This is a genomic window from Actinokineospora bangkokensis, assembly GCF_001940455.1.
GTDB classification, from domain to species: Bacteria; Actinomycetota; Actinomycetes; order Mycobacteriales; family Pseudonocardiaceae; genus Actinokineospora; species Actinokineospora bangkokensis.
Window position 1 is genome coordinate 12,521 of record NZ_MKQR01000016.1, and the last position, 18,289, is coordinate 30,809.

Genomic DNA, 18,289 nt, shown 5'->3' on the forward strand with positions numbered 1-18,289 from the left:
TGAACGCCCCCGCGCACCGGAAGTGTCGTCCCCCACCGCTTCAATGGGCCCATGCTGGGTCGGGACTTCGGGTGGTTGTGGGGGGCGTTCGCGGTGAGCACCGCGGGCACCTGGTTGGCGTTCGACGCCTTCCCGCTGATCGCCGTGCTGGTGCTGGGCGCGGGCCCCGCCGAGGTGGCCGTGCTCGCCGCGGCCGGGTTGGCGGTGGGGGCGCTGCTGGCGGTGCCGCTGGGGCCGTGGGTGGAGTTCCGCCGCAAGAAGCCGGTGATGGTGGGCGCGGACCTGGTGCGGTGCGCGGTCGTGCTGTCGATCCCGGTCGCGTTCGCCCTGGGGGTGTTGACCTTCCCGCACCTGCTGGTGGTGTCAGTGGTCGTGGCGGCGGCGGACATCGCGTTCCGGGCGGCCAGCGGCGCCTACCTCAGGGACTTGCTGCCCCGGGAGCACCTGCTGGTGGCCAACGGCCGGTTCGAGTCGACGAGTTGGACGGCCACCGCGCTCGGGCCGCCGCTGGGCGGCGCGCTGATCGGGGTGTTCGGCCCCGTGGTGACGCTCGTGGTGGACGCGGTGAGCTACCTGCTGTCGGCGCTGGGGCTCGGTGCGGTGCGCCACCGCGAAACCGCGCCGGAACGCCCGGGGCGGCGGATGGGGCGCGCGGAACTGCTGGACGGCTGGCGGCACGTGCTGTCCGCCCCCGATCTCCGCGCGTTGTTCGTCAACACCACGCTGTTCAACGGGTTGCTGTTGGCCACCACGCCGTTGATAGCCGTGCTGATGCTGCGCGACCTCGGGTTCGCGCCGTGGCAGTACGGGCTGGCGTTCGGCGCCCCGTGCGTGGGCGGGTTGCTCGGCGCGCGGCTCGCCCCGCGGTTGGTGCGGCGCTTCGGTGAGCAGCGCGTGCTGCTGGCGTCGGGGGTAGCGCGCACGGTGTGGCCGCTGGGGTTGGCGTTGGTCCGGCCCGGCACCGCGGGCCTGGTGCTGGTGATCGCCGTGCAGTTCGGGTTGGTGGCCTGCTGCGGGGTGTTCAACCCCGTGCTGGCCACCTACCGGCTGACGCGGTCGCCGCCGGGGGTGGTCGCCAGGGTGCTGGCGGCCTGGTCGGTGACGAGCAAAGCCGCGGTGGCGGGCCTGACCGCCCTGTGGGGCCTGCTGGGCGGCCTGCTCGGCCCGCGCACCGCGATCGCCGCGGCCGGGTTGCTCATCCTCGCGACGCCGGTGCCGCTGTGGCGCGCCCGTGCCGGGGCGGCACCCGCGCGTCCAGCTGAGCCAGCACCGCGGTGATCGCCTCGCCCAGGTTCGCCACCTGCTCGGGGGTCAGGCCGTCGAAGACCATCCGCCGCACCGACTCGACGTGGGCCGGGGCCGCCTTCTCGATGGCGGCCCGGCCCGCGGCGGTGAGCACCACGTAGGCGCCGCGGCGGTCGGTGGGGCAGTCCTCGCGGGCCACCAGGCCCCGGCGCTGCATGCGGGCGAGGTGGTGGGAGACCCGGCTCTGCTCCCACTGCAACTCCTCCCCCACCTCGAACGCCCTGGCCCGCCCGTCCGGGGTCTCCGACAGCTGCACCAGCACCTGGTAGTCCGACCGCGACAACCCGGACGAGCGCTGCAACTCCCGGTTCAACCCCGCGTCGAGCAGCGTGGACACCCGCATCAGCCCGCGCCAGGTGCGCTGCTCCTGCTCACTGAGCCACCGGGTCACCCACGCCCACCCACCTTCGCGGCGAACGACGTGACCGGGTCGGCGAACGGGTCCACCGGTTCGACCGGCGGCCGGGCGGCCACCAGCTCGGCCAGCTCGTCGCCCGCCCGCACCACCCGGTCGTGCAGCGACCGGGTGGTCGCGTCGCCGCCCGCCCAGTCCTCGGACGCGGCGAACACCGACGTGGGCACCGCCACCGCCCGCAGGTAGGCGAACAGCGGCCGGACGGCGTGCTCCAGCGCCAACGAGTGCCGGGCCGTGCCCCCGGTCGCCCCCAGCAGCACCGGCTTGCCCACCAGCGAGTCCTTCTCCAGGACGTCGAAGAACGTCTTGAACAGGCCGCTGTAGGAGGCGGAGAAGATCGGGGTGACGGCGATGACCGCGTCGGCGGTGGTGACGGTGGTGACGGCCTCGGACAGGCGCTCGTTGGCGAAGCCGGTGACGAGGTTGTCCGCGAGGTCGCGGGCGTGCTCGCGCAGGTCGACGGTCTCGGCGCGGGCCTCGACGCCCCGCTGGCGCAGGGCGTCGAGGGTCGCGGTGGCGAGGCGGTCGGCCAGCAGTCGGGTGGAGGACGGGACCGACAGCCCCGCGCTCACCACGGCGATGGTGCGCATCAGGCTCCGACCTCCTCGTGGACCTGTCCGGTGACCTGTCCGGTGACGTCGTCGGCGGGGGCGTGCACGGTGGAGTCGTGGGCGCCGCGGGCGGCGACCAGGGACTCGTGGGTGGGCGCGTCGGGGACGTGCGCGGGCTTGAGCGCGGCGAACTCGCGGCGCAGCACCGGCACGACCTCCTCGCCCAGCAGGTCGAGCTGCTCCAGCACGGTCTTGAGCGGCAGGCCCGCGTGGTCGACGAGGAACAGCTGGCGCTGGTAGTCACCGACGTAGTCGCGGAAGCCCAGGGTGCGCTCGATGACCTGCTGCGGGCTGCCCACGGTCAGCGGGGTCTCCCGGGTGAAGTCCTCCAGCGACGGGCCGTGGCCGTAGACGGGGGCGTTGTCGAAGTACGGGCGGAACTCGGTGACCGCGTCCTGGCTGTTGCGGCGCATGAACACCTGCCCGCCCAGGCCCACGATCGCCTGGTCGGCCGAGCCGTGGCCGTAGTGCTCGAAGCGGCGGCGGTAGAACTCGACCATGCGCTGCGTGTGGCCCTTGGGCCAGAAGATGTGGTTGTGGAAGAAGCCGTCGCCGTAGTAGGCGGCCTGCTCGGCGATCTCCGGGCTGCGGATCGAGCCGTGCCAGACGAACGGCGCCACGCCGTCGAGCGGGCGCGGGGTCGAGGTGAAGCCCTGCAGGGGCGTGCGGAACTTGCCCTGCCAGTCGACGACGTCCTCGTCCCACAGCCTGCGCAGCAGGGCGTAGTTCTCGATCGCCAGCTCGATGCCGTTGCGGATGTCCTGGCCGAACCAGGGGTAGACCGGGCCGGTGTTGCCGCGGCCCATCATCAGGTCGACCCGGCCGTCGGCCAGGTGCTGGAGCATCGCGTAGTCCTCCGCGATCTTCACCGGGTCGTTGGTGGTGATCAGCGTGGTGGCCGTCGACAGCCGCAGCCGCGAGGTGCGCGCGGCGATGTGGGCCAGGGTCGTCGTCGGCGAGGAGGAGAAGAACGGCGGGTTGTGGTGCTCACCGAGGGCGAACACGTCGAGCCCGACCTCCTCGGCCTTCTGCGCGATGGCCAGGATCGCCTTGATCCGCTCCGCCTCGCTGGGCGCGCGGCCGGTGGTGGGGTCGGTCGTGATGTCGCTGACCGAGAAGATGCCGAACTGCATGGTCCGCTCCTCGTGCTCTGCCCTGCTCCCGCAGGTACATGATGTGTCATGTACACCCCCTTCAATCCCCGGCGGCGCCGCGGTGTTCCCGAAGGTGGTTCACACCACAACTATCTCCCGGGGCCGGAGGCGGGCAGGCGCGGGTGGCGGCTCAGACCGCGAAGTCGACCTCCTCGGCGGTGACCGTGCCGCCCCGGCGGCCGGGGGCCGAGTGGAAGCTCCAGTAGAGGTTGGTGTGGGTGATGACGTCCTCGGGCCTGATGTTGCCGTACTCGGTCAGGTCCTCGGTGGTGTGCGCGTCGGAGACCAGGGTGGCGTCGTAGCCGCGGGTGATGGCCCCGTGCAGGGTCGAGCGGATGCAGGCCTCGGTCTGGGCGCCCACCACGAGCAGCTTGCCCACGCCCAGCTCCGCGAGCCGGTCCTCCAGGTCGGTGTCCTCGAAGGAGTCGCCGTAGGACTTGTGCACGACCGGCTCGCCCGCCCGCTGGACGAGCTCCGGCACGTACTCCCAGCCCTCGCTGCCGCGGGGCATCCCCTCGTCGGCGTGCTGCACCCACACCACGGGCACCCGCGCCGCCCTGGCCCGGTCGACGAGGCCGCCGATGGTGGCCACCACCGCGTCGCGCTCGTGGGCGTTGTCGACCACGCCCCGCTGCACGTCGATCACGAGCAGCGCGGTGCGGTTGCGGTCGGTCAGCGTCGTCATGTCAGGTCCCCGCTCGTGCGTCCTGGTCCGGAACCCGGACGGTACGACACCGCACCGACGTTCGCGGCCACGACGACCCCGATCGCCGCCCAGGACACCCCGTCCAGGTGCTGCCCGAGCACCACCGCGCCCACCAGCGCCGCCAGCACCGGGTTGACGCTCATGAACACCCCGAACGAGTGCGCGGGCACCCGCCGCAGGGCCAGCAGGTCCGCCAGCAGCGGCACGGCCGAGGCGAGCAGCCCCGCCACCACGGCGCCGACCAGCGCCTGCGGCGTGGGCGGGTGCTGCCGGAGCACGACCACCCCGACCGGCAGGTACACCGACGCCGACAGCAGCGTCGCCGCGGCGCTGCACCTCATGCCGCGCGCGACCCTCCCCCACGACCTCGGTGCCTCGGCGCGGGCGATGTCCGCGCCGATCGCCCGGTTGAGCAGGATGTAGGCGGCCCAGCAGGCCGCGGCGGCCAGGCCGAGCGCGACGCCGAGGTAGTCCGTGGTCGGCGTCGGCCGCACCAGCACCACCACGGCCGCCCCCGCGACCAGCGCGAACCCCACGTCGACCCGCCTGCGGGAGCCCAGCAGCGCGACGGCGAGCGGCCCCAGGAACTCCAGCGTGACCGCCAGCCCCAGCCCGATGCGCTGCACCGCCGAGTACAGGGTGAGGTTCATCGACCCGGAGGCGACCGCCAGCCCCACCACCAACCGCCACTGCGGCGCGGTCAGCGTGCGCAGACCGGGCCTGCTCACCGCGAGCAGCACCGCCGCCGCGATCCACTGCCGCACCGCCACCACCCCCACCGGGCCGAGCACGGGGAACGCCAGCGCGCCCGCCGCCGCACCGACCTGGTTGGACAGCCCGCTGCCGAGCATGAGCGCCACGCCCACCCCGTCCGCGCGCCCCCGCCCCGCCTCCCTGTCGCGCTCTCGCGCCGCGATAGCCATGCCGACACCGTGCGCCCGCGCGATCCATGCGCAAAATGCATGCGACACGCCACCGATACGCTGAGCGCATGGACGGCGTGGAACTGCGGCAGCTGCGGTGCCTGGTCGCGGTGGTGGACGAGGGCAGCTTCACCGACGCCGCGATCGCCCTGGGCGTCTCCCAGGCCGCCGCGTCGCGCACGGTGCAGGCGCTGGAGCGCGCGCTCGGCGTGCGGCTGCTGCACCGGACGAGCCGGGTCGTGCACCCGACGGCGGCGGGGGTGCGGGTGCTCGCCCGCGCCAGGGTGCTGCTGCGCGGGGTCGACGAACTGGTGGCCGAGGCCGCGGGCGGGCAGGCGCGGCTGCGCGTCGGGCACGCCTGGTCGGCCTTCGGGGCGCGCACCGCCGAGTTCCTGCGCCGCTGGCGGGCCGCGCACCCCGAGGTGGAACTGGACCTCGTGCGGCACAACTCCCCCACCGCGGGCCTGGCCGAGGGGCGCTGCGACCTGGCCGTGGTGCGCGCGGAGGTCGACCGGGACCGGTGGGCGCACGCCCTGGTCGGGTACGAGGACCGGGTGCTGGCCGTGGCGACCGACGACCCGTGGGCGCGCAGGCGCTCGGTGGGCCTAGCCGAGGTCGCCGGGCGCACGGTCGCGGTCGACCGGCGGACCGGCACCACCACGCTGCGGCTGTGGCAGGCCGACCGGCGCCCGGCCACCGAGGACACCGCCGACGTCGACGACTGGCTGGCCGCCATCGCCACCGGCCGCTGCGTCGGGGTCACCCCGCGCGCCACCGCCGCCCAGTACCGGCGCGACGGCATCACCTACCGCCCGCTGCGCGGCGCCCCGCCGGTGCCCGTGCACCTGATCTGGCGCCCCGGCGACGCGAACGCGGCCCTGCACGCGGTGGCCGCCCTGCTGGTCGAGCTCTACCGCGAGCCGACCTCCGCGCGCCCCCACAGCTGAGGCAGCCTCACGTCGACCCCGGGGCGCACCGCCGTGGCGCCTTCTGGGATCCGTCGCCATCCCGCCCACCGCCGGCTACGCTCCGGGCGGGATCGAGGAGGTGTCGACGTGCGGATGACGAAGTGGGCGCGGATCGCCCTGGTCGCACTGGTGGCCGCTGCGGGTCTGACCGGGACGGCGACGGCGGCGACGGCGGGGCAGCGCGCGCCCGTCGTGCTGTTCCCGGCGTTCCACCTGAACAAGCTGGAAGTGCTCGTCCACGACCAGCGCACGGCCCCGCAGTGCCCGCGCTCGGGGCGGTTCGAGGACTGGTACCAGAACGACCAGCCCGCCGGGGCGTGGTCGCAGGTGTGCCGGGACCAGCTGCTGACCCTGCGCTACCGGCCCACGGGCCCGATGGCCACCCGCTTCAGCGAGCAGCCGGGCGTGGAGGTGCGGCTGAAGGACTACGGCAAGACCAGCAGCGCCCCGGCGTACTCGGCGCTCTACCAGCGGTTGGAGGCCGAGGGCTACGTCCGCGACAAGGACATCCGCGTCGCCGGGTACGACGCCCGACTGACCCCCGACCTGGGCGGCTTCCTGCCCCGCACCACCCGGCTCGTCGAGGACACCTACCGCGCCAACGGCGGCCGCCCGGTGGAGCTGGTGGGCCACTCGAACGGGCCGCTCTACATCCAGTACCTGCTCACGCACACCACCCAGGCGTGGAAGGACAAGTACGTCCGCGGCTTCACCCCCATCGCGGGCAACTTCCCCGGGCAGGGCCTGTTGTACCCGACCCTGTTCACCGGCCTGAACATCCAGGACTTCGGCTACCCCAAGACCCTGGAGAACGCCCGCAGCAGCGCCCGGATGTACCTGAGCCTGCCGTCGACGTACATGAGCGCGTCCGACCCCCGCGTCTTCGGCGACCGCGAGGTGGTCGTGGTGGACCAGTCCACCGGCCGCTCCTACACCCCGAAGGACTTCCCCCGGCTGCTCTCCGACGCCGGCCTGCGGGACGCCGAGCAGATCGCCCGGTACTACGTCGGCTTCGTCGAGTTCACCTCCCCGCGGGCCTACCCCCAGGTCGACGTGCACGCCGAGAAGGGCTCCGGCGTCGACACCCTCGTCGGTGCCCGCCTGCCGGACCTGCGCGTCGGCCAGCTCATCACCCCCGCCCAGTTCCTCACCCGCGACGGCGACGGCAACCAGGAGGACATCACCAACGACGCCGTCGCGGTCTGGTCCGCCATGCGCTGCCACACCTTCAGCCTCACCGACAACCCCGGCGTCGACCACTTCTCCCTCCCCAGCCACGCCCCCCTGCTGGACCGCCTCGTGACCACCCTGCGCACCCGCCCCACCCGCTGCTGACCCCGGGGTGACCGACACCACCAGTCGACAACGGTTTTCATCAAGCCCCCCACTCGCGTAGGGTGCCAGATGAAAACCGTTGTCGACTGAGTGGAGCTGCCCCGGTGGCCAAGAAGTCCAAGATCGCCAAGAACGACCAGCGCCGGGCCGTCGTCGCCCGCTACGCCGAACGCCGCGCGCAGCTCAAGGCCATCATCAGCTCCCCAACCTCCACCCCCGACCAGCGCACCGCCGCGGCCACCGAACTCCGCAAGCAACCCCGCGACGCCAGCCCCACCCGCCTGCGCAACCGCGACTCCGTCGACGGCCGCCCCCGAGGCCACTTCCGAGCCTTCGGCCTCTCCCGCATCCGCCTCCGCGAGATGGCCCACCGGGGCGAACTCCCCGGCGTCACCAAGTCGAGCTGGTGACCCCCGTGCCCCTCCCCCACAAGCGCAAGCAGAACCTGCTCCTCCGCGAAGGCCTCACCCGCGCCGACTGGAAAGACCCCACGCTCCTCCGCAAGTTCCTCTCCGACCGGGGCAAGATCCGGGCCAGGCGCATCACCGGCCTGACACCCCAGCAGCAGAAGCAGGTGGCCCAAGCCATCAAGAACGCCCGCGAGATGGCCCTCCTCCCCCACCCCACCCCCGGCAAGCCCCGCTAGCCCCCACACCTCGACCCCACCCCCAACCCCACCCCCAACCCCGTCCCCGTCCCCGTCCCCGAGCACCCAAACCCCCCACCCAACTCGCTCCTCAAAGGACCGAAGCACAACGAAACCGGCAGCCCGGCTACGCAAACGCCCGGGCGGGTGGTTCTGCTTGACAGGGGAAGGCGATCATGTGCTACCCACGGCGGGGGGTGGGGCCGAAGGCCTCACCTTTTCCCACCCCGAGCACATGATCGCCGCAGGGGCCCCTGTCAAGCAGAACCACCCACCCGGGCAAGCCAACAAAATCCCGCTTCTTTCAAGCTCTGCGCAGCAGAGCCCACGCCAGCAGGACTCCCACCCGCGCACACCGCACGACCTACTGCCGGTCACTCGCCTGCCTGCGCAGCGCGACGATCAACTGGTGGATCTCCTCCAGCGACAGCGAGTCCACCAGGGTCATCGCGAGCGCGTCCGGCGAGCGCTTGACCCGGAACACCCACGTCGCCTGCTGGCCCGTCCCGGGCTCGGGCCGCGCGCCCCGGGCGGGCGGGGTGCGCAGGAACGCGGCGCGCTGCTGGGCCGACAGCGGCTCCGCGCGGTTCCAGATGTCGCGCTGGGCGTCCTCGGGGAGGCGGGCGAGCCTGCGGGCGGCCTTGGCGGTCAACTCCTCGCGCTTGACCGCCGCCTGGAGCTCGGGGATCAGCCGCAGGAGCTGGAGCATCTGGGCGACCCAGGGCTGGGTGCGGCCCACGGCGACCGCGACGGCCTCCTGGGTGCCCAGCCGGTGCAGCTCGTCGTGCAACCAGCGGGCCATGTTCATCGGGTTGATGCCCTTGCGGTGCAGGTTCTCCTGGATGGGGATGCCGACGAGCAGTTCGTGGTCGACGTCGGCGGCGGGGCGGACCAGGCAGCGCAGGCCGCTCCAGCCGAGCAGGCCCGCGGCGACGCGCCTGCGGTTGCCGCACATCAGCACCCACGGCGTGCGCACCTGGGCGCGCTTGTCCGGGAACGCCGAGAGGTAGGCCTCGGCGGAGACGATGGTGCCGGTCTCGATCTGGCCGAAGCGCTGCAGGGAGCGGGCGAGGTCGTGGGTGTCGGGGTCGGTGGCGATGTCCTCGTCGCGCAGCACGGCGTTGCCCGGGTTGGGGGTCAGGGCGTCGAGGCGGACGAACACCATCCGGCTGCCGTCGGCCAGCTCCAGGCCGGGGCCCTCGTCGAGCCCGAGCGCGGCCAGCCGCGCCGGGGTGGCGCCGCGCAGGTCGGGTGGGGCGGGAGGCGTCGGGTCGCCTGGCGCCATGCGGGGTTTCCTGTCGTTCCACGGGACGGGCGGCATCCGGGGACAGCGGCGCCGGGCAGTCGCCGGACCGGGTGGCGTGGTCGGCGTCCGACCGCGACATTATCACCGGGTCGCATTAGCGGCCGTGAGGCCAAAGCGCGTCGGCGGTGGTGTGAAAACACCGACAAACGCATCCAGGGGATCATTCCTCCACAATCCGGTGACGCCACTGGCGAAAGGCGGCGGCAACCGCAGTGGATTCGGGAGAACCGCGCACCAGCCGAAACCGCCGACCACTTTTTGTGAGATATGCGCAGGTCGGGGGCCTGCTGCCCGCCCGGGCACGATTGTTGCCCGGCCGCGCGGCGGAGTGCGGTCGCGGACCGGGTGTGCGAACCTCGGGCGCGCGCGGCGATTCCGCCGCGCGGTCGCGGAGGGCGTGGAGTGGTCGTTTCCGACGATGCGCTGGAGGCGTGGGCCTCGGTGTGCGAATCGGTGCTGCTGGGGTTGCCGGAAGGCGTGTGCCTGATCGAGCGCACCAGCGCTCTGCCGGGTGACCGCGCCGATTACCGGTACCTGTGGGCCAACGGCGCGGCCGCCGACCACTCCGGGGTCGCCGGGGCCGTCGGCCGGACCCTGCGCGAGGTGGTCCCGGAGGACGAGGCCGACGAGTGGTGCGCGGTCTACGACGAGGTGTGGCTGCGGCACGGGCGGCTGCGGTTCACCAAGGCGCTCACCTCGCGGGGGCGCGTGCAAGAGCTGACCGCGTTCACCGCGGGCCCGCCCGGGCGGCCGGTGCTGGCGGTGGTGTTCCGCGACGTCACCGACGAGGTGCTGTCGCGGGCGCTGCGCAGCACCCGCGAGCGCGAGGTGAACGAGATCGCCTCGGCCCTGCAGCACGCCATCCTCAGCCCCACCACCGCGCTGCCCGACGGCGTCGCGGCCCGGTACCGGCCCGCGGTGGACAGCGCGCCGGGCGGGCACCCGCTGCTGGTCTGCGGGGACTTCCACGACGTGGTCGGGCTGCCGGGCGAGCGGTGCGCGCTGGTGGTGGGCGACGTCACCGGCAAGGGGCTGCGGGCGGCGACGGTGATGGGCCAGCTGCGCAGCGCGGCCCGCGCCCTGGTGCTGGAGGACCGGGGCCCCGCGCACGTCCTGGCCGCCCTCGACCGCTTCGCCGAGCTGGTCGACGGGGCGCACATGACGACGATCGTCTGCGCGGTGGTGCACACCCCGACCGGGGAGCTGGTGCACGCCTCCGCGGGGCACCTGCCGGTCGTGGTGGCCGGGGCCGGGGAGGGGTACCGGCTGCTGGACGGCCCGCAGGGGCCGCCGCTGGCGTGCGTGCCGGGGGTGGCGCGCGGGGAGGGCACCGCGAGGCTGCGGCCGGGCGAGACCCTGCTGCTCTACACCGACGGGCTCGTCGAGCGCCGCGACCACCCGATCGACGACGGGATCGCCCAGGTGGGGCGGGGGCTGGCGGCGCTGGCCGGGCTGGCGCCGGAGGAGGTGGCCGACCGGCTGCTGGAGCTCATCCCGCCCGCGCTGCCCGCCGACGACACCGCGCTGGTGGTCTACCGGCACCGCTGACCCCGGCCGGTGGCGCGGTCACCGCTGGGCGGGGTCCTGGGCGGGCTCCTGGACCGGGTCCTGGGCGCGGCGGCCCAGCGGGACCTGCTCCTTGCGGGCCAGCTCCGCGAACAGCAGCGTGGTGCGCAGCGACAGCACCTCGGGCCGGGTCGAGACCCGGTCGGCGAGGAAGGCGCGCAGGTGCTCGGCGCCGGGCACGGCCACGTGCGCCAGCACGTCGTCCGGGCCGGACAGGTGCAGCACCCGCACGACCTCGGGCTGGGCGGCCAACTGCTCGGCGAAGGCCAGCTTGTCGCGCACCCCACCGCCGCGCAGCCGGATGGACACCAGCACCTGCAGCGACCGGCCCAGTGCGGCGAGGTCGACGTCGGCGTGCACGCCGGTCACCACCCCGCGCCTGCGCAGCGAGCGCACGCGCTCCAGGGCGGTCGACTGCGCCACCCCGACCTTGGCCGCCAGGTCCTTGTTGAGGACCCGGGCGTCGCGTTGGAGCTCCCGCAGGATCGCCACGTCGATGTGGTCCAAGGTCGCGTTCTCGTCGGTCGCCACTGCTGGGTCGCCCCTCCACTTCGTTTGCGAGGCGGCAAACATAACCGACCGCCCCGCGCGGCTTCGCCTGCCACGACCGGGTTTCACGGGTGTTCACGGCGCCGCGCCATAAACCGCTTATAACCCCAGTTGGCCTGCCGCGGGTGGGGCGGGGCGGGCCGCGGCGGCGCGGGGCGCGGCGGCGACCGGGTGCCGTACAGTCCCCGGACGTGCCGTCGACCGGAAGGGCCGCCAGCTGGTGTTCGACATCCCCGTCCCCGGGCCCGTGCCCTACTTCGAGCCCACGACCGCGCTGATCCGGCTCGCGCTGGTCGGCGACATCGAGTTCGAGGACGCCGAGGGCCTCGACGCGCTCGTCGGCGCCACCGTCGACCTGGTCGAGGAGTACGGCGGCGACCCCGGCCGGGCGGCGGCCGTGGTCGCGGACCTGTCCGGCGTCGGGTTCCTGGACTCGACCGGCATCAACCAGCTGCTGCGCCTGCACCGGCGCGCCGAGGTGCTGCCCGGCGGCCTGCACCTGGTGGTCACCCCGGACCAGCGGCTGGTGCGCTCGCTGTTCGAGACGGTCGGCCTGCTGCGGGTGTTCGCGGGCGTGCACGCCACCGCCGCCGAGGCGGTGCTCGCGGCCTCGCCGGGCCTGCGGCGCGCGGGCGACGGGCTCGGCGCGCCCGACCCGGAGTAGGCGGCCGTGCCCAGCGGGGTCCCCCGGGAGTACGTCAACGGCCGGGCGGTCGCAGCCCGACCGGTGGAGCGGGTCGTGGCCACCCTGGTCGACGCCTCGGGCCGGGTGCGGCCCGCGCCCGGGGACCTGCGCCGGGTGCTCTCGGCCGACCTGGCCAGGCTGGGCGGGGAGGTGCTGGGGCGGGTGCACGTGGTGTGCGCGGAGCTGCTGGCCAACGCCCAGGTGCACGGTGGCGGGGTCGCCGCGGTGCGGGTGCACCTGACCGCCGACGACGCGGTGTGCGTGGAGGTCGACGACCGGGACCCGGCGCTGCCCGCGGTGCTCGACTTCGACCTGGAGCGCACCGGCGGGCGGGGCATGGTGCTGGTGGCCGCGCTCAGCGAGGTGTGGGGGGTCAGCACCCGGAGCGAGGGCAAGACGGTGTGGGCGGTGCTGCGCGCGCGCCCGGCCGGTGCGGGCGGGGCCGGAGTCTGAGGTCAGCGTTCCGAACCCCGCCCACACCGGGGAAACTACCCGCCGGGGGCGCCGTCACCGCCGTCCGCCACGCGGGGCCACCCGATCGGATCGTCCACTGCGGACCGGGTTGCGCGCGGGCTCACGGCATGGGCAGCCGCCCCCAGACGACCTTGACGCCGTCCTCCTCCCGCACGCCCCAGTCGTTGCACACCGCCTCGACCATCCGCATGCCCCGGCCCCGCGTCTCGTCGAAGCGCGAGACGCCGACCACCGGCAGCCGCCCGGGGGTGGCGTCGCGCACCTCGATGACCAGTTCGGCGCCGCGCTCGTCGTGCACCTCCCGGCGCAGCACCAGGTGCCGGGGCGCGTCGGCGTGGTCGCAGGCGTTGGCGCCGAGTTCGGTCGCGACCAGTTGCACGTCCCCGACGAACCCGCGGGGCCTGCCGTCGAGGACGTCGGCGATGGCCCCCCGCACCGCGGCCAGGTCCTCGCAGCTCAGCGACGTGTCGATCGCCACCTCGCCGGTGGTGCGGCCCGCCTCGTGGTGACCGTCGAGCCCTAGCGCGTTGTCCGGCATGGCCGTGGGGTACCAAGTCCCGACGGGCCTCACACCCCGGAACGGGGGAACCGGACAGGCCCGCGCGGCACCCGCCCGGGCGTCAGCGGACCGGTGAGCGCGCCGGTTCCAGCCGCAGGACGCCCGCGTGGTCGCGGACCACCAGCCCGACGTCGGCGGGCAGCGCGTCGCCGTCGCGGAGGAACAGCACGTCCGGGCGCACGGCGTGCTCGGCGGTCATGGCCTCGACCGCGGCCGGGTCGGGCTGCCTGCTGCCACCGAAGTGCGGTCGCGGCACCTCCGCCAAGCGCACGGGGGCCAAGGCGGGCAGCGGGTCGTCGGTGACCCACGCCGTCCGCCCCGCCGTGCACAAGGCCGCGGCCAGCGCGGTGTCGCGGTTCTGCACGGGGTGCCCGTCGAGCACCACGGCGCCGCCCTCCCACACGTCCACCAACGGGTCGAGCGGCACGTCGACCCCGAGCAGGTCGACGGCCGCGGCGGCGGTCAGCGCCCGGTCGTGGCCGCGGCGCACCGGCCAGCGCGGGTAGGCGGGCAGCGGCCAGGTGTAGGCCGCGCCCTCTGGGACGTCGTCGAACAGCGGCCCGTAGTGCTCGGGGTCCTTGCGCAGCAGGGCCGCGCGGTGGCTGCCGTGCACAGCGGGGTCGCCCAACCAGGGCGGCAGCTGCCCCTCGGCCGCCAGCACCCGGGGGTCGGGCACCTCGCCGCCGGTGAAGGCGAGCAGTTGCGCGGCCACCGTGTCGGCGTGGCCCAGCTCGACCCACCGGGCGCAGGTGGCGAGCCCGTAGAGGGTCAGCGCGGGGGTGAACCCGCGCCACATCGCCACCGCGGGGTGGTTCTTCCACCCGTACACCGGCCACACCAGCGCGCGCAGGATCTGCACGGTCTCCACCCGCTGCTTGCCCAACCTCCCCCGGTCCAGGGCGGCCGCCGAGGCGGCGAAGTCGGGGTTCGGCAGGAAGGTCTGCACGGTGCTCCTCTCGTCCCCGCCGGGCTTCCCCGCGCGGCCCCGGTCCAACCGGACGGGGGGTTTGCCCCGCCGGGCAGGGGGCACCCGAGCGGGGTCAGGGACCGGGTAGGGAAGGAGCAGCCGTGGACGACGTGTCGGCGATCGTGGTGCTGGACCCGGAGGTGTCCGCCCCGCACAGCGAGGTGCCCGCCTCCTGGCTGTCGCTGGCGGCCGACCACGAGGTCGTGTGGATCGGCAGCGACCAGGACGCGGCGGCGCGCTGGGACGCGCTGGTGGCCGGGTTGGACGGCGGTTACGCTGTGGTCGCGGGCGGGGCGGAGGCCGAGGCGGCCCTCGACCTGGCCGAGCGGACGGACCTGGCCCCCAGCGCGGTGCTGCTGGTGGACCCGGGCACCGAGGCGCTGCCGCCGGGCGCCCCCGCGCTGTCGGCGGCCGAGGAGTGGATGCGGCGCACGGCCGAGCGCCGGGGCGCCCTGCACGACCGGGGTACCGAGGTCCGGCTCATCTCGGCCAGCGTCGGGGGCAGTGCGGACCGGGTCGCCGCCCCGCTCCCGCTCGGCCACCCCGACGTGGTGGCCGCGGTGGAGAACGCCTTGGCGGGAGCGGAGTCCGCAGAGGACTTCGACGACCCGGAGGACTTCGCCGACGCCGCGGGCGTGGACCCCACGCCCGAGCAGGTCGACGAGTACCGCCACCAGGTCGAACGCTGACCACGGGGGTGGTGGGCCCGCCTGTGGGCCCACCACCCCCCGGGTCGTCAGCCCAGCGCCGCCGTCAGCACGGCGCGGTTGCGCTCGTCGTCCGCGACCTCGCCCCTGCCCCACACCCGCTCGTCCAGCTCCAGCCTCGCCCGCAGCTCCCCGACGCCTGCCGCACCCGCGCGCAGACCGCGCTCGATCACCCGGGCGGCGACCTCCACCGCCCCGGGCCACTGGTCGGCCAACACCGCCCGCACCGCGCAGTCCACGGCCTCCTGCGGTGTGATCTCGTCCATCTCCTGCAACGCCTCCGCCGCGGCGATCGCGGCCCGGTGGTCCGGTCCGAACAGGTCGTCCGGCGCGGTCACCGTGAACCCGCGCAGCAGCGCCACCAGTTCGGCGCGGTGCTCCGGGAACTCCCGCGCGACGGCCACCGCCTCGGTGAACCGCTGCCCGGCGGACTCCAGCACGGCCCGCACGGTGGGCCACGCCCGCTCCGGATCACCGCCCGCGACCACGACCCGCGCGGCGATCAGCTGGCAGGCCCGCCCGTCGTGGGCGACCCGGGCCTCCCCGTCCAGCAGCGCCAGGCACGCGGCCGCCAGTCCCGGGGTCGGGTGGGCCGCCCACTCGCGCAGCACCAGCGAACTCTCCCGCACGGCCCACGCCCGCTCGTACTGGGCGGGGTCGAACCGGCCGAGCGCGACCAGCACCTTCGACGCCGCCCACTCGTCGACCCCGTCCAGGTCCACCCCGGCCAGCGCGCGGCGCACCGCCTCGCGCGACCCGGCGGGGACCTCCATGTCCACCAACGCCTCCGCGGCGGCGGCGGGCGCGTGCTCGACGGCCGCCACCAGCACGTCGACGACCTCGGGCGTGGCGGGGAGCCTGCCCACCAGCGACGCCCAGCCACCCGCGGCGTCCGGGAAGGCGCGGACGGCTCGGCGCGCGAGGGCCACCACCGCCTCCGCCGCCCACGCCAGCGGCTTGCGGCTGACCGGGTAGCCGTTCAGCGCGGCAGGCAGCGACGACCGGGCGGTCGGGCCGCGCGCGGCCATCGGCAGCCCGGTGGTCTCGACGGCGGCCTCCGCGATCGCCGCCCACCGCTCGTCGCGCTGGTCGAACAGGGCGACGGCGGCGGTGGCGCACAGGTCGGGGGCGCCCCGCCCGAGGCGGGCGATCGCGTCGCAGCCCTCGACCCGGCGGTCGGGGACGCACGGCAGGAGGGTGGCGATGGCGTCGACGGCGGCGGTCGACGCGCGCGCGTTCCCGGCGGCCGCGAGGTCGTCGACCAGGGCCAGGAGGCCGTCGAGCGCGAGCGGGGTGGCCGAGCGCGAGACCGCGCCCAGCTCCCGCCACACCCGCACCATCTCGTCGACGGGGACCAGCGCCGCGACCCCCCGCACGACCGGGACCGCGTGCGCGCCCGCCTCCTGCACCAGCAGCTGCAACGAGCTGCGGCCCTGCGCCGGGTACCCCGCGGAGTGCGCCGACCACAGCCGGACCACCTGCTCGGCCGCGCCGGGGACGTCCGCGCGGCACGCGACAGCCGCCCACGCCGCCGCGAACGTGACCGCGTCGTCCCCGCGCTCCAGCAGGGCGGCCAGCACCCGGTGGTCCAGCCGCCCCCGCCGGGCCAGCGGCTCGACCAGCGCCACGGCGACCGCGGCGTCGTCCTCCACGTCGAAGCGCGCGCGGACCGCGTCCGACCACTCAGGACTGTCCAGGTGGGCGGCGACCCCGCAGACCCCGGCGCGCACCCGCGGGTCCTCATCGGACAGCAGCGGCAGCAGGTCCGCCGCGGCCCGCGCCAGCACGGCGCGGGCGTCCACGTCGAACCGCTCGACGTCGACGTGCTCGGGCAGGTACAGGTCGTTCTGGGCTGCCCCGAAGGCGATCGACTCCGCGTAGCCCGCGAGCAGCTGGAGCGCGGCCGACCGCCCCGGCGCGCCCGGGTCGTGCGCGAGCCGCACCAGCACCGGGACGGCGGCCAGCGTCGCCGGGTACACGCTGCCCTGGTGCAGGATCGAGCCCCACAGCTCGTCCGCCGCGGCCGACCAGCCGGGACCCCGCAAGCCCGCCAACAGGCCGGGGGTGTCCTCCGCCGTCCCGTAGGCGTGCTCCAGCTCGCCCCAGTCCGGCTCGTCCCACCCGGACCCGGCCCAGCCCGGCCCGGCGACCCGGTCTCGCTCCACTCCCGACACGTCCTCGCCCACGCGCCCGAGCGTAGCGATCCCCACCGACAGGACCCGGTGCCCTCACCGGGTCCTGGGGGAGGCGGACGGTTCCAGGGCACCGCGCGGCGGGTCCGCCGACCGCGGCACCGGCGGCGCCGCGGGTGGCCCCGGCAGCGCCGGGGTGGGCAGCACGACCGAGGGCGCTGTGGTGCTCGCCGGAGCGGTCGCCGGGGTGGTGACCGACGTGATCACCGGCTCGCCCGGCGGCACCGTGCCCGGGTCCGGCGGCCGCAGCAGCAGGACGCCGCCCACGAGCACGCCGACGACCGCGGCGGCCGACCCGGCGACCGCGACCGCGCGGCGGCGGGCGCGCACCCGCGCCCCCCGGGCGATCACCGACTCCGCCGTGGTGCGCCCCGTGGGCAGGTAGTCCTGCTGGGCCCGCTCGAACGCGGACCTGACCTCGTCCTCGCCGAACTCAGCCACGCGCACCCCCTCCCGCCACCCGCGCCCGCAGGGTCGCGAGCGCCTTGGCCGTCTGGCTCTTGACCGTGCCCTCCGAGCAGCCCAGCGCCGCCGCGGTCTCCCGGACGTCGAGGTCCTGCCAGAAGCGCAGCACCAGCACCGCGCGCTGGCGCGGCGGCAGCGCCGCCACCAGCTGCCAAGCCAGCAGGCGGTCGTCCGGGTCGCCCACGGGCTGCGCCAGCTCCGGCGGGTCCCCGGTGGCCCGCTCCCGGCGCCACCACGAGCGCCTGGCCTCGCCCAGGAACACCCGGACCACCAGCGTGCGCAGGTAGGAGGTCAGGTGCTCGGGGTCGTCGACGCGGTCCCAGGCCAGGTAGAGCTTGAGGAACGCGGCCTGGGTGAGGTCCTCGGCCCGGTGCCGGTCGCCGCACAGCAGGTACGCGGTGGCGCGCACCCCGGCGGCGTGCCGCTCGAAGCACGCGCTGAAGGCGGCGTCGTCGCCCCGGCTGCGCACCGGGCCATCCTGCACCGGCACCGCCCCGGCGCGTTCCCCGGTGCCGATCAGCGCTCAGCCCGCGCGGGTGCGGGCCGGGCGGGCTCGACCGCGGGCGCCGGGCGCGCGGGCACGGCCGTCGGCGCGACGCGCGGGGGCACGGGTGCGGGTCGCGCGGGGGCGGCGGTGGGCGCGGGGCGCGGGGGCACGGGTGCGGGGTGGGCGGGCGTGACCTCCGGGGCCCGCCTGACCTCGGGGGCGGGCGTGACCTCGGGCGCGGGCGGGGCGGGCAGGGCGGGAACGGCGGG

21 protein-coding genes and 1 pseudogene are annotated in these 18,289 nt (G+C 75.3%); 9 read left to right on the forward strand and 13 right to left on the reverse strand.

What is annotated here, in order from left to right; all coding sequences use genetic code 11:
* Positions 1-51 precede the first annotated feature (51 nt).
* Positions 52-1,278 (forward strand): MFS transporter, encoded by a 1,227-nt coding sequence (locus BJP25_RS14650; RefSeq protein WP_075975484.1) that lies wholly within the window; start codon positions 52-54, stop codon positions 1,276-1,278.
* Here BJP25_RS14650 and BJP25_RS14655 read toward each other — a convergent pair.
* The 5 genes from BJP25_RS14655 to BJP25_RS14675 form a co-directional block, all read right to left on the reverse strand.
* Positions 1,196-1,696, reverse strand: a complete 501-nt coding sequence (locus tag BJP25_RS14655; RefSeq protein ID WP_075975485.1) for a MarR family winged helix-turn-helix transcriptional regulator — start codon at positions 1,694-1,696, stop codon at positions 1,196-1,198. The two genes, BJP25_RS14650 and BJP25_RS14655, sit on opposite strands and share 83 nt — an antisense overlap.
* Positions 1,693-2,310 carry an FMN reductase gene (locus BJP25_RS14660; protein ID WP_075975486.1) on the reverse strand — a complete coding sequence of 206 codons (618 nt, stop codon included), beginning with the start codon at positions 2,308-2,310 and terminating at the stop codon, positions 1,693-1,695. Before BJP25_RS14660 ends, BJP25_RS14655 begins: the two co-directional genes overlap by 4 nt.
* A complete protein-coding gene (locus tag BJP25_RS14665) occupies positions 2,310-3,464 on the reverse strand; it encodes an LLM class flavin-dependent oxidoreductase (RefSeq protein WP_075975487.1) in 1,155 nt (384 codons plus the stop codon). Before BJP25_RS14665 ends, BJP25_RS14660 begins: the two co-directional genes overlap by 1 nt.
* 151 nt (positions 3,465-3,615) lie before the next feature.
* Positions 3,616-4,170 carry a cysteine hydrolase family protein gene (locus tag BJP25_RS14670; RefSeq protein WP_075975488.1) on the reverse strand — a complete coding sequence of 185 codons (555 nt, stop codon included), beginning with the start codon at positions 4,168-4,170 and terminating at the stop codon, positions 3,616-3,618.
* Complete coding sequence (locus tag BJP25_RS14675) at positions 4,167-5,114, reverse strand: EamA family transporter (protein ID WP_233158083.1); 948 nt, start codon at positions 5,112-5,114, stop codon at positions 4,167-4,169. Before BJP25_RS14675 ends, BJP25_RS14670 begins: the two co-directional genes overlap by 4 nt.
* Before the next feature lie 68 nt (positions 5,115-5,182).
* Between BJP25_RS14675 and BJP25_RS14680 the strand changes: the two genes are divergently transcribed.
* The 4 genes from BJP25_RS14680 (at position 5,183) to rpsR (ending at position 8,063) form a co-directional block, all read left to right on the forward strand.
* Positions 5,183-6,061 carry a LysR family transcriptional regulator gene (locus tag BJP25_RS14680; RefSeq protein WP_075975489.1) on the forward strand — a complete coding sequence of 293 codons (879 nt, stop codon included), beginning with the start codon at positions 5,183-5,185 and terminating at the stop codon, positions 6,059-6,061.
* 114 nt (positions 6,062-6,175) lie between these two features.
* Complete coding sequence (locus BJP25_RS14685) at positions 6,176-7,417, forward strand: lipase/acyltransferase domain-containing protein (RefSeq protein ID WP_075975490.1); 1,242 nt, start codon at positions 6,176-6,178, stop codon at positions 7,415-7,417.
* A gap of 104 nt (positions 7,418-7,521) precedes the next feature.
* On the forward strand, positions 7,522-7,827 hold the full coding sequence (gene rpsN / locus BJP25_RS14690; RefSeq protein WP_075975491.1) for a 30S ribosomal protein S14: 306 nt from the start codon (positions 7,522-7,524) through the stop codon (positions 7,825-7,827).
* A complete protein-coding gene (rpsR, locus tag BJP25_RS14695) occupies positions 7,824-8,063 on the forward strand; it encodes a 30S ribosomal protein S18 (protein ID WP_075975492.1) in 240 nt (79 codons plus the stop codon). The genes rpsN and rpsR overlap by 4 nt, the downstream gene beginning before the upstream one ends.
* Before the next feature lie 364 nt (positions 8,064-8,427).
* Here rpsR and BJP25_RS14700 read toward each other — a convergent pair whose 3' ends face one another.
* The gene (locus BJP25_RS14700; protein WP_075975493.1) at positions 8,428-9,348 is read right to left on the reverse strand and encodes a ParB/RepB/Spo0J family partition protein; all 921 of its coding nucleotides are present in this window, start codon (positions 9,346-9,348) and stop codon (positions 8,428-8,430) included.
* A 423-nt stretch (positions 9,349-9,771) separates the two neighbouring features.
* Here BJP25_RS14700 and BJP25_RS14705 point away from each other — a divergent pair, with 423 nt between their 5' ends.
* Positions 9,772-10,917 carry a PP2C family protein-serine/threonine phosphatase gene (locus BJP25_RS14705; protein ID WP_075975494.1) on the forward strand — a complete coding sequence of 382 codons (1,146 nt, stop codon included), beginning with the start codon at positions 9,772-9,774 and terminating at the stop codon, positions 10,915-10,917.
* An 18-nt stretch (positions 10,918-10,935) separates the two neighbouring features.
* On the opposite strand, the gene BJP25_RS14710 is transcribed toward BJP25_RS14705, so the two are convergent.
* Complete coding sequence (locus BJP25_RS14710; RefSeq protein WP_233158085.1) at positions 10,936-11,466, reverse strand: Lrp/AsnC family transcriptional regulator; 531 nt, start codon at positions 11,464-11,466, stop codon at positions 10,936-10,938.
* Between the two features lie 238 nt (positions 11,467-11,704).
* Here BJP25_RS14710 and BJP25_RS14715 point away from each other — a divergent pair, with 238 nt between their 5' ends.
* Both BJP25_RS14715 and BJP25_RS14720 read left to right on the forward strand, forming a co-directional pair.
* Positions 11,705-12,148: an STAS domain-containing protein gene (locus tag BJP25_RS14715; RefSeq protein WP_075975495.1), complete on the forward strand. Its 444-nt coding sequence runs from the start codon at positions 11,705-11,707 to the stop codon at positions 12,146-12,148.
* A 6-nt stretch (positions 12,149-12,154) separates the two neighbouring features.
* Positions 12,155-12,622: an ATP-binding protein gene (locus BJP25_RS14720; RefSeq protein WP_084794020.1), complete on the forward strand. Its 468-nt coding sequence runs from the start codon at positions 12,155-12,157 to the stop codon at positions 12,620-12,622.
* A 121-nt stretch (positions 12,623-12,743) separates the two neighbouring features.
* Here BJP25_RS14720 and BJP25_RS14725 read toward each other — a convergent pair whose 3' ends face one another.
* Together BJP25_RS14725 and BJP25_RS36440 are read right to left on the reverse strand one after the other, a co-directional pair.
* On the reverse strand, positions 12,744-13,181 hold the full coding sequence (locus BJP25_RS14725) for an ATP-binding protein (RefSeq protein ID WP_075975496.1): 438 nt from the start codon (positions 13,179-13,181) through the stop codon (positions 12,744-12,746).
* An 82-nt stretch (positions 13,182-13,263) separates the two neighbouring features.
* Complete coding sequence (locus BJP25_RS36440) at positions 13,264-14,148, reverse strand: MSMEG_6728 family protein (RefSeq protein ID WP_075975497.1); 885 nt, start codon at positions 14,146-14,148, stop codon at positions 13,264-13,266.
* Positions 14,149-14,270: 122 nt separating this feature from the next.
* On the opposite strand from BJP25_RS36440, the gene BJP25_RS14735 reads away from it, so the two are divergent.
* Positions 14,271-14,858: a hypothetical protein gene (locus BJP25_RS14735; protein WP_075975498.1), complete on the forward strand. Its 588-nt coding sequence runs from the start codon at positions 14,271-14,273 to the stop codon at positions 14,856-14,858.
* 47 nt (positions 14,859-14,905) lie between these two features.
* Here the strand turns inward: BJP25_RS14735 and BJP25_RS14740 are convergent, their stop codons facing one another.
* The 4 genes and pseudogenes from BJP25_RS14740 to BJP25_RS35540 form a co-directional block, all read right to left on the reverse strand.
* Entirely contained in the window at positions 14,906-17,062 is a 2,157-nt protein-coding gene (locus tag BJP25_RS14740) for a hypothetical protein (protein WP_143219085.1), read from the reverse strand.
* 42 nt (positions 17,063-17,104) lie between these two features.
* Positions 17,105-17,509 carry a hypothetical protein gene (locus tag BJP25_RS14745; RefSeq protein ID WP_143219086.1) on the reverse strand — a complete coding sequence of 135 codons (405 nt, stop codon included), beginning with the start codon at positions 17,507-17,509 and terminating at the stop codon, positions 17,105-17,107.
* Positions 17,502-18,002, reverse strand: coding sequence for an RNA polymerase sigma factor (locus BJP25_RS14750; RefSeq protein WP_075975851.1), 501 nt, complete (start codon positions 18,000-18,002; stop codon positions 17,502-17,504). Before BJP25_RS14750 ends, BJP25_RS14745 begins: the two co-directional genes overlap by 8 nt.
* A gap of 47 nt (positions 18,003-18,049) precedes the next feature.
* Positions 18,050-18,289: pseudogene (locus BJP25_RS35540) on the reverse strand (signal recognition particle-docking protein FtsY); the annotation flags it as partial.